The following is a 13,074-nucleotide window of genomic DNA, read 5'->3' as shown; positions in this document are numbered from 1 at the left end:
CTCCCCGCCGTGGCCGCCGATCCACACGCGCCGTCAGTCGCCCGTGATCGGGATCTCGGCGAACAGCGACGTCCCGCCGCCCGGCGGGCTGCTGATCTCGAGTTTGCCGCCGATGGCCTCGACGCGGTCTCTGATGCTGAGGAGTCCCGTCCCGTGGGCGGTGTCGGCTCCTCCCGTGCCGTCGTCGCGGATCGACAGGCGGACGGCGGCGTCCTCGATCGTCAGGTCCACGTGGGCGACGGACGCGTCGGCGTGCTCGGCCACGTTCGCCAACGCCTCCGAGACGACGTGGTAGGCGGTGACCTCGGTCCGTTCCGCGACCCGGTCGCCGCAGACGCTGAGTTCGACCGGGACGGGGGAGCAGCGCGCGAGCGCCTTGATCGCGGGTTCGAGCCCCTGCCGGGACAGCAGCGCCGGATGAAGTCCGCGGGCGAGTCCCCGCAGATCCTCCAGCGCCTCGTCCAGACCGAGCACGGTGTGGTACAGCACTCCTGCGATCTCCTCCGGATCGGCCGGCGCGGTGGCCGTCGCGGCGCGCAGTTCGAGCATGAGCGCGGCCAGATGTTGCTGGACCCCGTCGTGCAGATCGCGTTCGATCAGGCGCCGGGTCGCGTCGGCCGCGGCGATCACACGGGCCCGTGACGCCTCCAGCTTCTCGTGGCTCTCGGCGTTCGCGATGGCGGTGGCCAGCAGGTCGGTGAAGTCGCGCATGCGGTTCTCGACGTCCTCGGGCAGCGGCTCGGACGTCGACGTGACGACCACCGCGCCCCAGAGCCGCCCGCCGACCGTGACCGGGCAGCCGACGGCGGCCGTGACGCCCATCCGCTGCAGCGAGGTGAGGAACTCGCCCGCGCCCTCGATGGGGCGGATAGGGCCGACCCGTCCCGTCTCGCCCGTCCGCGCCACCAGTTCCGCTGCGCCGCCCCGCTCCAGCCGCCAGCGGAACCCCAGGGGCATCGTGGCGACCGAACCTCGGTTCCAGACGCCGACGTTGGTGGCGGTGGCGCCTGGCTCGTACCGGACCACCGCCACGTGCCGTGCCTCCAGGACCTGCCCCGCCTCGCGGGCGACCGCGCCGAAGAGCTCCTCCGGCGGGGTCCCCCGCGCGACGAGCGTCGCCAGGCGCCGCAGCGCGACCTGCTGGTCCGCGGCCCGCTCGCGTTCCCGTGCCGCCCGCAGCAGGATCTCCAGCGAGGGCACCACCCGCTCCCGGAGACGCCGCAGCGTCGACCGCGGCAGGCCGGTGGGGACGAGGAGCGAGGCCACCGGGACACCGCGTTCACGCAGCGGGAAGGCCACGTGCCGTCCGTCGCCGGGGATGGGGTCGCGCTCGATCGCCGCGTACGGAAGATCGAGTGTCTCCGCGAGCAGCCGGGCGGCCGCAGGCTCCGCGGCCTTGACATCCGGCGTCTCCAGGAGGACACGCGAAAGGCCGGCAGCCAGGTCGGCCTCCCCGCGCGCGTCGATCTCGAGGGCCAGTGACCTGGTCAACCGGGAGATCGAGCCGGCCAGCAGGGTGACGGCGAGGAAGACCGCGAGCACCGTCCAGTCCTCGGCCTTGCCGAGGGTCAGGCTGCCCGTCGGCGGGGTGAGGAAGTAGTCCATGGCCAGGGTGCTGATCACCGCGGTGGCCATCCCGAACCACAGGCCCCAGACGGCCGCCACCGCCACGATGCCGAGCAGGTACACGACCCCCAGCGACCGGGCGGGCGTGACCTGCGAGAGGAACACGGCGATCACCGTCTCCACGGCGACGCACGAGAGCGCCACCACGATCCCCAGTGCGAGTGGAGGGCGGTTCCGGCGCGCCACGATCATGGGCAGGCCCGACGGCATATTTCAATGTACTCGCGCCGTACGGCGATTCGCGCGTCCAGCGACGTCGGCGGCACAAGAGCTCCGGCGTCGTGATCAAGATCAGCGCATGATCGTCGTCAGAACGTCGGAACCCAGTCCCAGAAGCAGCTGGGCGTGCAGGCGGTGGTAGATCATCCGGCCTTCGCGGCGCGACGTGACCAGCCCCACCTGGCGCAGCCGCTTGAGGTGCCGGGAGACCTGGGGCTCGGAGATCCCCATGCGGACGGCCAGCTCGGACGTGGTGATCGGCTCGCCGAGCAGGTGCCGGCACATCTCGAAGCGGCCGGGCTCGGCGATGGCGGCGAGCCGGTCGCGGATCAGGGACTGCGGGACCGCCGGGCGCTGCTCCCAGTCGCCGCCCACGAAGTGCACGACGAACGGCAGGCCGGGGTCCAGCTTGAGGATGAGGTGCGGCCAGCCGTGCAGGGTGGGCACGAGGAAGCACCCGTGGTCACTGACCTTGCCGAACGCCGATTGCAGCTTGTCGTAGCGGACACGCGTCGGCCGTTCGGTGACGCTGGCGGTCGGCGTGACGGAGGCCAGTACGGCGGCCGGCGGCTCGCGGCGCAGCTGGCCGCGCACCCGCGCCGCCGTGTCCTTCAGATGCGGGCCGACGCGCCGCCACTCGGCCTCGAAGAAGGTGTCCGCGCAGCGTTCGAGCGTCTCGACCAGCCCGGCGCGGAACGCCTCGGGGTCGTCGATCAGTGCACGGGCGAGCTCGCCGCGCGAGAAGGACCGGCGCTCGCTGGCCTTGATGAACGCCTGCTGCCGTACGGTGTCGTGGAGATCGTCCACGCCTTCGAAGGACGTGCCTCGGATACCGCTCGCCGCGAGCGAGACGAACATCCGCTGGTCGTAGCCTGCCAGGGTGCGCAGCTCGGCGGGCAGGTCGCGGTCCAGCGGGCCGCGCAGCGGGAACAGCAGCCGGCAGCGGTACCGCGCCCACAGCGGGGCGTAGTGGTTCAGCCGCTGGACGAGGGCGTCGGGGATGCGCTCCCGAGCCGACGTCAGCCAGGCCCTGGACTCCGGGTGGTGCTCGGGTTCGGCCAGCGCGTGCAGGCAGGCCAGGAGCTCGGACATCGGTGAGGCTCCGGCCGTGAAGTGCACGGGCAGAGCCTCATCGACGTCGAGCGTTACGACCACGCCTGCATGGTAGGGGCCCCGTCACCCCGGCAGGGCGTGCACGCGCAGCCACGAGGGATGCTCAGGGGAGAGGTGAACGGTGTTGACCGCCACCACGCGCCGCCGTTCGGTGGCCTCCGGCCCGCCCGTTCCCGGGTTCACGTCGAAGCGCGGGAAGTTGCTGGAGGAGACGTCCAGGCGGATCCGGTGTCCCGCCGCGAAGAGGTTGGCCGTGTCGGGAGCCGGCACGGTGATCGTGTACACCTCGCCCGGCCGCATCGGCGACGGCTCCGTGTAGGAGTCGCGGTAGCGGCAGCGCAGGATCCCGTCGGTGAGATTCATCGCGTAGCCGTTGGGATAGTCGTCGTTCGGCGGGTGCACGTCGATCAGCCGGACCGTGAAGTCGGTGTCGGGCGCGCTCGACGACACCGACAGCCGCACCTCCACGGGCCCCGCCAGCACGACGTCCCGGTCGAGCGGCTCGCTCTGGAAGACCAGCACGTCCGGCCTGCTGGCCAGCGGGAGGTACGGCGGTTCGCAGCCGAAGGTCTCCTCCGTCGGCGTCTGGTCGAACGCCCCGCCCACCATGACCGGCTCGCCCGAGGTGATCTGCCCGCCGATCGTGGGCACCGGGCGCGCGGGGTCGAAGTCGTACTCCAGCCGGTCGTCGGCGCCCGCGGCGGGCGGTTCGGCGCTCAGCGCGCCCCGTTGCCGCAGGTACAGCCGGAGTGGCGTGGCCTCGGGCGGCGGCCAGTCTCCGGCCGTACGCCAGTGTCCGCCGTGGTCGAGGCGGCCCTCGGCGGTCCGCCGCCCGCTGCCGCCGCCCATCACGAAGTAGCGGACGGGCGGGTCGGCCGGCTCCCCGCCCGGAGCCTCCGCGCCGTCCGGGCGCACGCCGAGGTGCCGGGCGAACCAGCGGGCACGGAAGTCCCAGTAGTCGGCGGCGAGGTTGCCGTCCAGGGTCGCCTCGGGGCCGAAGTCCACGTTCCCGGAGTGACGGACGCTGCGCGCGCCATGGGTCCACGGCCCGACGACGAGGTACGCGGGGCTGGACTTGGCCGCGCCGAGCCGCTGGAAGTTCTCCACGGCGGTCCGGACGTACGGGTCGTACCAGCTCACCATGTGCAGGCTCGGCACGTCGGGGAACCGGTCGTAGTAGCCCCGGCCGAACAGCCCCAGCTGCTGCCAGAACTCGTCGAACGCGCCGCGCTCCCACTGGTGCAGCAGGTAGTCCTCGTACTCCGGCGTCGCCCGGAGCGGCGACGCGCCGCGCCGCCAGGGCATGGCGTGGAACCAGGCGCGCAGGTCCTGGGACCGCAGGGCGGCGGCCACGACCGGATCGCGCTGGGCGGTGACGCTGCCCAGCGCGTGCCGGTACGCCCACGTGGCCTGCTTGAGCTCGAAGGCGCCGCCCATGCGGATCCCCGCCTCGTACGCGCTGGCGAATCCGCCGGAGTCGACGAACATCGCCGCGAGATGGTCCGGGGACAGCGCCGCGAGCGCGGTCTGCGTGTGCGCGGAGTAGGAGACACCGGTCGTGGCGACCCGGCCGTCACACCAGTCCCGCGCGGCGATCCAGTCCACGGTGTCGTAGCCGTCCGCGGCCTCACCGAGGTACTTCACGAACGTTCCCTCGGAGTCGCCGCGTCCCCGGCAGTCCTGCCGTACGACGTTGAATCCCCGCCGGGCGAAGTAGGCCGCGGACTCGTCCGGCATGATCGGCCGGCCGTCGCGGCCGAGACCGTCCGACTCGCGGCGGGCCCGGCGCCCGTACGGCGTGCGTTCCAAGAGCACCGGGCGCCGCTCCGGCGTCGGATCGGTGGTGTAGAGGTCCGCCACCAGTTCGACGCCGTCGCGCATCGGGGTCCGTACGACCCGCCGCCACACCGAGCCCCCGTCCGGCAGCGGGATCCGATCCGCCGCCGGCTCCGTGTTCACCGATGTCATCTCGCCGGCTCAGCTCCCCAGCTGGCTCTTCAGCGCGGGCCACGCGGAGACGAGGCCGTCCGCCGGCGCCTCGGTGAACCACTTCTTGTAGATCCGCAGGAACGTGCCGTCGCCGACCATCGCGGCGACCTGGGCGTCGACCGCCCCCAGGAGCTTGGTGTTCTTCTTCTGCACCGCCATGGAGGTCGGGTGGTCGACCGGGGCGGAGACCGCGATCTTCAGCTTCTGGTACTGCTTGAGGTAGGCCTCGGCGTCCGGGCCGCCGACCACGAACGCGTCGAGGTTGCCCGACAGCAGCTGCGAGACGGCGGCGTTCTGGTTGGCGAACTTCACCTCCCGGGCGCCGGTCATCTTCTGCTCGATGAACGCCTCCTGCACGGTGCCGGTCACCACACCGACCTTCTTGCCGCCGAAGTCGGTGACCTTGGTGGCGCTCTCGTCCTTCCGCGTGACGACGGCGGTCGTGCTCCAGTACAGCGCCTTGGTGAAGGCGACCTGCTTCTGGCGTTCCGCGGTCACGCCGAGCCCGCTGGCGGCGAGGTCGTACTGACCCGAGGTCAGGCCCTGCAGCGCGGCGGGGACCGTGCTGGCCTTGTAGCTCACCTTGAGTCCCAGCCGCCGGGCGACCTCGTTCGTGATGTCGACGATGTACCCCTGCGGCGCGCCGCCCTTGGACGCGGTCGCGAACGGGGGCTGGTCGGTGGAGACGGCCGCCTCGATGGTGCCCGCGGTCTCCAGGCCGTACCGGTCGTCCTTGGACGATCCGCCGCCGCAGGCGGTGAGGGACAGGGCGGCGGCCACGCCGACCGCGAGGAGCCGGGTTCTGAACATCGCTGTTTCCTTCGGAAGTAGGGGATTCACAGGACCTGCGCGAGGAACTCGCGGAAGCGGGTACCCGGCGGATGGTCCAGAAGCTCGCGGGCGTCGCCGTCCTCGGCGATCAGCCCCTCGTCCATGAAGATCACCCGGTCGGCCGCCTCGCGGGCGAAGCCGATCTCGTGGGTGACGACGACCATGGTCATGCCGGAGCCGGCCAGCTCGCGCATGACCGCCAGTACCTCCTTGACCAGCTCGGGGTCGAGCGCGGAGGTCGCCTCGTCGAACAGCATCACCTCCGGCCGCATGGCCAGGCTCCGCGCGATCGCGACCCGCTGCTGCTGCCCGCCGGACAGGTTCGCGGGCCGGTGCCGGGCGACGTGACCGAGGCCGAGCCGCTTGAGCTGGGAGTGCCCGATCTCCTCCGCCTCCGCCTTGGAGACCTTCTTGACGTGCCGGAGCGCGAGGGTGACGTTGTCCAGCGCGCTGAGGTGACCGAAGAGGTTGAAGTGCTGGAACACCATGCCGATCCGGGTCCGCGCGGCGTCGATGTCCACGCCGGGATCGGTCAGCGTCACCCCGCCCACCACGACGCTGCCGGCGGTGGGCGTCTCCAGCAGGTTGAGGCACTTCAGCATGGTCGACTTGCCCGACCCCGAGGGCCCGAGCACGCACAGCACCTCGCTGGGCGCCACGTCGAAGGTGACGCCGCGCAGCACCTCGTTACGGCCGTAGGACTTGCGCAGGTCCCGCACGCTGATCGCCGAGCCGGGCGGGGCCGGCCGGGCCAGTGGGGGTGTGGTCGGCATGCTCATCCTTCCGCGAGTGCCGGTTCGGGCAGCGGCTCCTCCGCGCCCGCCCGTGCGGGCCGGCCCTCCCGCATCCGCCGGTCGAGCCAGTTGACGAAGTACGTCAGCGGGATGGTGATGACGAGGTAACAGAGCCCCGCGGCGACCAGCGCGGACGCGTTGTAGCTGGCGGCCTGGCGCTCCTGCGCGATGAAGTACAGCTCGCGCTGCCCGACGCTGAGGCCCAGCAGGTAGACCAGCGAACTCTCCTTGACGTCCACGATGAACTGGCCGGTCAGCGCGGGCAGCACGTTGCGGACGCCCTGCGGCACGATGACGAGCCGCATCGTCTTCAGGTAGGACATCCCGAGGCTGCGGCCCGCCTGCATCTGCCCGGCGGGCACCGCCTGGATGCCCGCCCGGAAGATCTCCGCACAGTACGCCGCGGAGATCAGGCCGACGGCCACCACCGCGTACCCGAGCGGGCTGCGCCCGAACGGCCGGATGCCCGCCGCCGGCAGCCCCAGGCCGATCAGGCTCACCGTCACGATCGCGGGCAGCCCGCGGAACACGTCCACGTAGATCCGAGCCGGGAGCCGGACCAGCCGCCTGCGGGACAGCAGCAGCACCGCCAGCAGCATGCCGCAGACCAGGCCGAAGATGATCGCCAGCACCGCGATCAGGAGCGTGTTCCGCAGCCCCTCGCCAAGGAGCGACGGGAGAGCGCCGGCGATCTCCGACCAGTCGAAGAACGTATGGAAGAAGTCGTGCACGGCCGCTCCGATCTTTGTTTCGCCGTTCACCCGGGTGCCGTCGGCGCTCGCAGCATAGGGGCGGCCCACGCCGCTGACCGGGACGATTGCGCCTAAGTGGTAATTGAGATCCTATGAACGCCGCGGCTGGGGCCGGACAGCACGGCATGGCCTCACCGGGGCCGCGTCAGGCCTCTCTCAGGAGGTACGGATCTTGAGGAAGCGCCCGGCCACGTGCAGGTCCCGCTCGATCCGCGCCGCCGTGTCGCGGAGGGGCGGAAGAACGGACTCACGGGCCTGCTCGGCCGTGATCCGGCCGGCGTGCATCGAGACGTTGATGGCGGCGACGACCCGGCGGTCGAGGTCGCGGACCGGCACCGCGACGGACCGCAGCCCCTCCTCCAGCTCCTCTTCCACCAGGGCGTAACCGTCGCGATCGGCTCGGCCGAGGATGGCCTCGAGCCGTACGGGCGAGGTGACGGTACGGGAGGTCAGCGGTCGCAGGTCCGCCCGCCGCAGCCGTTCGCCGCGCTCGCCGGGCGGCAGGCCGGCGAGCAGGACACGCCCCATCGACGTCGCGTGCGCGGGGAACCGTGTGCCCAGCGTGATGTCGACGCTCATGATGCGGACGGTGGGAACGCGGGCCACGTACTGGATGTCGTCGCCCACGAGGACCGCCATGGACGCCGAGTCGCGCACCCTCGCGACGAGGGTGGCCAGGTGGGGCTGGGCGATCTCCGGCAGCGTCAGCGCCGACAGGCAGGGAAAGCCCAGGTCCAGCACCCGTGGTGTCAGCCTGAACAGCCCGTCCTGCGCGACCACGTAGCCGAGGTGCGCCAACGTGATCAGCGAGCGCCGGGCGGTGGCGCGGGCCAGGCCGGTGGCGTCGGCGACGGCGGTGAGCGGCAGCCCGGCCCGCGGCACGCCCAGGGCGGTGATGACACCGAGGCCGCGGGCGAAGGACGCCACGAACTCCGCGCCCAGGTCCCGCTTGGCCACCTGTTCCCGCGGCACGGCCGGAACGGGCCGCGACGCCGGAGCGACGGCGGCCGCCAGCACGTCCTCCATCGCCGCGACGGCCTCGCGAAGCCGGGGCAAGACCGCCTCCCGCAGCGATCCGGCGCTGTGCCGGCTGGTGTGGCCGACCACGTTCACGGCGCACACCTGACGCCCCGTGCGGTCGCGTACCGGCATCGTGACGGCGACCAGTCCCGGGTCGAGCAGCCGGTCGTCGAGCGCCCAGCCGTCTCGGCGCGCGCGGACGATCCGTGCCTCGAACGACTCCGCCCCAGGGGACACGGCCGCGTCGCCGGTCTCCCCGCGCCGCCGGGACCGCCATTCGTCGCCGGACCACTCGGCCGCGAACAGCGACCCTCCCATCCCGCACTCCGCGGGAAGGAGCTCGCCGACGCGGAACGCCACCGACACCGCGCGCCGCCGGGAGGCCTGATGGACGAAACGCACGCCGTCCCGGTCCGGGACGGTGATCCACACCGACTCGTCCAGCTCGCCGGCGAGCCGCCCGGCGACCGCGCCGAGGAGATCGGGAAGTCCGCAGGCCGTCAGGTAGGCGTTGCCGAGTTCCATCAGCCGGGGCGCGAGCACCGTGTCGCGGCCGTCCGGTCGCACGTAGCCGAGATGCGCGAGGGTGCTGAGACTCCGGTCGACCGTGGAGCGCGCCAGCCCGGTCTCACGCACGAGCCCGCTCGCGCTCCCGCGTCCGCCGGCCGCGGCCAGTGCGCGCAGCACGGCCGACCCCCGGATCAGCGGCCCGACCGCCTCCCGCGGTCGTGCCACCTCGGTGGTCACGTGCGTCATCTGCTCTCCTCGGCGCGCAGGCCCTCGCCGAAACCGTACCGGCACGGGCGTGACGGCGCCGTGGCCTCGTCTCCGTGGGTCCGGCTACCGCCCGGCGGACAACTCGATGACGACCGGTGTTCCGTCCGTGTACCACTTCTCGTGCATCGCGCGGATCTTCTCATCGGTCGGAGTGCCGGTGCGATGCATGCGGTACTCGAGGTGGTCGAAGGGATTCACGGTGGTCGAGTAGATCCGCCGGCCTTCCTCGATCATGGCCGGATCGGTGATCTCGCGGGCGAGACCGTCGAAACCTCCCCCTCTCATGCGGAGCCTCACCTGTGGGTTCGCCTTCACATTGAGAAACCACGCCGCGCCTGAACCGGTCAGAGAGACGAGGAAGACCTTCTGGCCGCTCCGGATCACCCGTACGCACGTGCGCCTTGTCTTTCCGGTCTTGCGGCCGACGGTGGTGAGGACGCCGAAACCGCGCGGCGGAGCGATTCTGAACCAGGGCACCTGGAATGCGTTGAGGACGCGGGCTCCGGTGAGCGTGGTCGTCAGGGGATTGCGCCGATGACCTGCGAGGTAGGCGCGGAACTGCTCGCTGTGATCACCCATGTCGGCTTCACCGCGCTCTGTTCGATCAACGATGACGATTGACGAGCGTAATCCGTTCAGCGGGCGGCCCGCTTCAGCCGGGAGGCGAGTTCTCTGCAGCGGTCACGGAATTCGGCCGGTTCCTCGATGAGGAAGTCCGCTCCGATGGGGACGAGGTTGAGGGTGAGCCATTCGAAGGAGTCGACCCAGGCGGTGACCCGGCTCCGGCCTCCCGGCAGCGGCACCAGGTCGAAGTCCTGGAATCTCAGCGCGTCGCCGACCATCGCGGGCGGGGCGTCGACGACGACCACGGCCTGGTGACGCCCCGCGGACACCTCCTCGCGGAGATACGCGGCGGCGGACCGGGCCGGCAGCGGCCGGGGCGTGAAGGGCGTTCCGGTGGCCGAGATCGCGCTGACGCGGTCGAGCCGGAACGTACGCCAGTCGGCCCGGTCGAGGTCCCACGCGAGCAGGTACCAGCGCAGCCGGAAGTGGACCTGGCGGTACGGCTCGACCCGGCGTGCGGTCGTGCCGCCGGTCCGGCTCGTGTACGTGAAGGTGACGCGTTCGTGCCGGGCCGAGGCGGACCCGAGGATCGCCAGGACGTCGGCGTCGACGTTGGGCGCGAACTGGGGCGCGGCTTCGACGGTCGCCCGGAAGGCGGTGACGCGTGGCCGGAGCCGTTTCGGGAGGAACTGGTCGATCTTGCCGTACGCGCGATCGGCGGCGGGCCCGATTCCGCCCCGGGAGTCCGCGGCGGAATCGGGTGCCGTGGTGGAGCCGAGCAGCGCGAGTCCGGCGAGCGTCGCGACCACTTCGTCGTCGTCGAGGATGAGCGGCGGTAGCGTCCGGCCGGCCGAGAGCTGGTAGAAGCCGCTGGGACCGGGCCGGGTCGTGACCGGGTAGCCGTACTCGCGGAGCCGCTCCACGTCGCGGCGCAACGTGCGCGGGCTGACGTCCAGGCGCGCGGCGAGTTCCTCACCGCTGAACCGCCGGCCCGTCTGCAGGTGGGCCAGGAGTTCGAGGGTGCGGTGCGTCATGTCGAGCACGGCCCCACTCTATTGCGGTCATGGTCTGACCGCGTCTGCTCCTACGGTGGCGACGTGGCCCCTTTCCAGCAGACGCAGCGCATGATCCGTATCCGTGGTGCGCGCACCAACAACCTGATGGCCGTGAGCCTCGACGTGCCGCGCGGCGCACTGGTGGTGTTCGCGGGAGTCTCGGGGTCGGGCAAGTCCTCGCTCGTGTTCGACACCATCGCGGCCGAGGCCGGGTACCAGCTGAACGAGACCTATCCGCCGTTCGTACGGAATCGCCTGCCCCAGTGGAGCCGCCCCGAGGTGGACCTGATCGAGGGGCTCTCGCCGGTGGTGGTCATCGACCAGAGACGCCTGGGCGGCAACGCGCGCTCGACGGTCGGAACCATCACCGACGCCTACACCTACCTTCGGCTGCTGTTCTCGCGCATCGGCGAGCCGTACGTGGGGGAGTCGAACCACTTCTCGTTCAACGACCCCGCCGGCATGTGCCCCACCTGCGCGGGCCTCGGGGAGACGCTCACCCCCGACGCGGAGCGGATGCTCGATCCGGACCGGTCGCTCGACCACGGCGCGATCCTGCTGCCGGGGTTCGACAACGGCCAGTACCGGTACCGGCGGTACGCCGAGATCGGCTCCTTCGACCCGTCGAGACCGCTACGGGAGTGGACCGCCGACGAGCGGCAGGCCCTGCTGCACGGCGGCGCCGCGGCGGCACGGCTCACGCCCCGGCCGCCGAAGGACTACGAGGGCCTGGTCGAGCTCTTCGAGCGGCTCTACCTGCACACGGCGGACCAGTTGTCGGAGCGCAAACAGGCCGTGCTCGACCGGTTCACCCGGTCGGCGACCTGCCCGGACTGCCACGGCGAACGGCTGGGTGCCGCAGCCCGTACGGCGCGTGTGCTCGACCGCACCATCGTCGAGATGAGCCGGCTGGAGATCGGCGAGCTGGCCGGTGTCATCGCCGGGGTGCGGGAGCCGAACGTCGCCCCGGTCGTCGCGGCGCTGCGCGAGAAGCTCACGGCGTTGACCGCGATCGGGCTGGGATACCTGTCGCTCGCCCGGCCGACGACCACGCTGTCCGGCGGAGAGTCCCAGCGCATCAAGACGGTGCGGCACCTCGGCAGCAGCCTCACGGAGATGCTGTACGTCTTCGACGAGCCGACCGTGGGCCTGCACCCGCACGACGTCCGGTCCATGACCGGCCTGCTCACGCTGTTGCGGGACCGGGGGAACACGGTCCTCGTCGTCGAGCACGATCCCGGCGTCATGCGTGTCGCCGACCGGATCGTGGAGATCGGTCCCGGTGCCGGCGACGACGGAGGACGGGTCGTGTTCGACGGCGGGTTCGACGATCTGCTCGTCGCCGGCACCCCGACCGGGCGCGGGCTACGCGAGTCTCCCGCTCCCCGTCGACCGCGCGGGGCGAACGGGAGGCTGCGGATCGAGAACGCGGGACGCAACAACCTTCGGGACGTCAGCGTCGACGTCCCGGTGGGAGTGCTGACGGTGATCACCGGCGTCGCCGGATCGGGCAAGTCGAGTCTGGTCGCCGAGCTCGTGGACCGGCATCCGGCCACGGTGGTCGATCAGCGCCCGGTGACCGCCAACCGCCGCTCGACCCTGCTCACCTACTCCGGTGTCGCACCCGCGATCCGGAGACTGTTCGCGCGGCGCAACGGCGTGAGCGCCGCGCTGTTCAGCGCCAACTCCGCCGGCGCCTGCCCGGCGTGCGAGGGCGTGGGCGTGGTCCGCACCGATCTCGCCTTCATGGACGGACACGAGTCCGTGTGCGAGGCGTGCGGAGGCAGGCGGTTCACCGATGAGGTCCTCACCCACACCGTCGACGGCCTGACGATCGCGGACGTGGACGATCTCACCGTCGGCGAGGCGACCCGGCGGCTCCGCGATCCCGGGATCGTCCGCGCCCTGCGTCACATCGCCGAGGTCGGCCTCGGGTACGTGCGGCTCGGCCAGCCGCTGACCACGATGTCGGGCGGCGAGTGCCAGCGTCTGAAGATCGCCAGAGAGCTCGCACGCCCGGACGAGCACACCCTCTACGTTCTCGACGAACCGACGACCGGGCTGCACCTGTCCGACATCGACACCCTGCTGGACGTGCTCGGCCGGCTGGTCGACAAGGGCAACACCGTGGTCGTCATCGAGCACGACCTGGAGGTGATCCGCCGGGCGGACTGGGTGATCGACCTCGGCCCCGGCCCCGGCCGCCACGGCGGCCGGGTCCTCTTCGAAGGGATCCCCGAACGGCTCGCCGAATGCCGCGAGTCGGCCACCGGGGCGGCGTTGGCGGTCCGCCCGAGGTCGCACGAAGCCTCGGCTTGAGGTCGTGCGAAAGGT

General features: G+C 71.8%; 10 protein-coding genes. 1 reads left to right on the top strand and 9 read right to left on the bottom strand.

Annotated features, from left to right (window positions below; all coding sequences use genetic code 11):
• Positions 1-33: 33 nt before the first annotated feature.
• From ACQEV1_RS31890 to ACQEV1_RS31850, 9 genes are all read right to left on the bottom strand, one after another.
• Entirely contained in the window at positions 34-1,836 is a 1,803-nt protein-coding gene (locus tag ACQEV1_RS31890) for a DUF4118 domain-containing protein (protein WP_433398366.1), read from the bottom strand.
• A gap of 81 nt (positions 1,837-1,917) precedes the next feature.
• A complete protein-coding gene (locus ACQEV1_RS31885; RefSeq protein WP_433398364.1) occupies positions 1,918-3,000 on the bottom strand; it encodes a DUF5937 family protein in 1,083 nt (360 codons plus the stop codon).
• Between the two features lie 21 nt (positions 3,001-3,021).
• Positions 3,022-4,917, bottom strand: a complete 1,896-nt coding sequence (locus ACQEV1_RS31880; RefSeq protein WP_285622962.1) for a CocE/NonD family hydrolase — start codon at positions 4,915-4,917, stop codon at positions 3,022-3,024.
• Positions 4,918-4,935: 18 nt separating this feature from the next.
• Complete coding sequence (locus ACQEV1_RS31875; protein WP_285622960.1) at positions 4,936-5,757, bottom strand: substrate-binding periplasmic protein; 822 nt, start codon at positions 5,755-5,757, stop codon at positions 4,936-4,938.
• A 26-nt stretch (positions 5,758-5,783) separates the two neighbouring features.
• Entirely contained in the window at positions 5,784-6,551 is a 768-nt protein-coding gene (locus ACQEV1_RS31870) for an amino acid ABC transporter ATP-binding protein (protein WP_433398361.1), read from the bottom strand.
• Positions 6,552-6,553: 2 nt separating this feature from the next.
• Entirely contained in the window at positions 6,554-7,333 is a 780-nt protein-coding gene (locus ACQEV1_RS31865; RefSeq protein ID WP_285572144.1) for an amino acid ABC transporter permease, read from the bottom strand.
• 147 nt (positions 7,334-7,480) lie between these two features.
• Positions 7,481-9,100 carry an IclR family transcriptional regulator domain-containing protein gene (locus tag ACQEV1_RS31860; protein WP_433398359.1) on the bottom strand — a complete coding sequence of 540 codons (1,620 nt, stop codon included), beginning with the start codon at positions 9,098-9,100 and terminating at the stop codon, positions 7,481-7,483.
• Positions 9,101-9,184: 84 nt separating this feature from the next.
• Positions 9,185-9,700 carry a nitroreductase family deazaflavin-dependent oxidoreductase gene (locus ACQEV1_RS31855; protein WP_285622954.1) on the bottom strand — a complete coding sequence of 172 codons (516 nt, stop codon included), beginning with the start codon at positions 9,698-9,700 and terminating at the stop codon, positions 9,185-9,187.
• Positions 9,701-9,756: 56 nt separating this feature from the next.
• Positions 9,757-10,719 carry a helix-turn-helix transcriptional regulator gene (locus ACQEV1_RS31850; RefSeq protein ID WP_433406019.1) on the bottom strand — a complete coding sequence of 321 codons (963 nt, stop codon included), beginning with the start codon at positions 10,717-10,719 and terminating at the stop codon, positions 9,757-9,759.
• 63 nt (positions 10,720-10,782) lie between these two features.
• Between ACQEV1_RS31850 and ACQEV1_RS31845 the strand changes: the two genes are divergently transcribed.
• Positions 10,783-13,059, top strand: a complete 2,277-nt coding sequence (locus ACQEV1_RS31845) for an ATP-binding cassette domain-containing protein (RefSeq protein WP_433398356.1) — start codon at positions 10,783-10,785, stop codon at positions 13,057-13,059.
• Positions 13,060-13,074: the final 15 nt, after the last annotated feature.

The organism is Actinoallomurus sp. CA-142502, assembly GCF_050936355.1.
In the GTDB taxonomy this organism is placed as follows: domain Bacteria; phylum Actinomycetota; class Actinomycetes; order Streptosporangiales; family Streptosporangiaceae; genus Actinoallomurus; species Actinoallomurus iriomotensis.
The sequence above is the reverse complement of the archived record's forward strand: the minus strand, read 5'-3'. Positions and strand labels throughout refer to the sequence as shown.

Coding starts and splice junctions, on each gene's coding strand:
- ACQEV1_RS31860 (WP_433398359.1), bottom strand. CDS start 9,100: ATGACGCACGTGACCACCGAGGTGGCACGACCGCGGGAGGCGGTCGGG.
- ACQEV1_RS31875 (WP_285622960.1), bottom strand. CDS start 5,757: ATGTTCAGAACCCGGCTCCTCGCGGTCGGCGTGGCCGCCGCCCTGTCC.
- ACQEV1_RS31855 (WP_285622954.1), bottom strand. CDS start 9,700: ATGGGTGATCACAGCGAGCAGTTCCGCGCCTACCTCGCAGGTCATCGG.
- ACQEV1_RS31850 (WP_433406019.1), bottom strand. CDS start 10,719: ATGACGCACCGCACCCTCGAACTCCTGGCCCACCTGCAGACGGGCCGG.
- ACQEV1_RS31890 (WP_433398366.1), bottom strand. CDS start 1,836: ATGCCGTCGGGCCTGCCCATGATCGTGGCGCGCCGGAACCGCCCTCCA.
- ACQEV1_RS31870 (WP_433398361.1), bottom strand. CDS start 6,551: ATGCCGACCACACCCCCACTGGCCCGGCCGGCCCCGCCCGGCTCGGCG.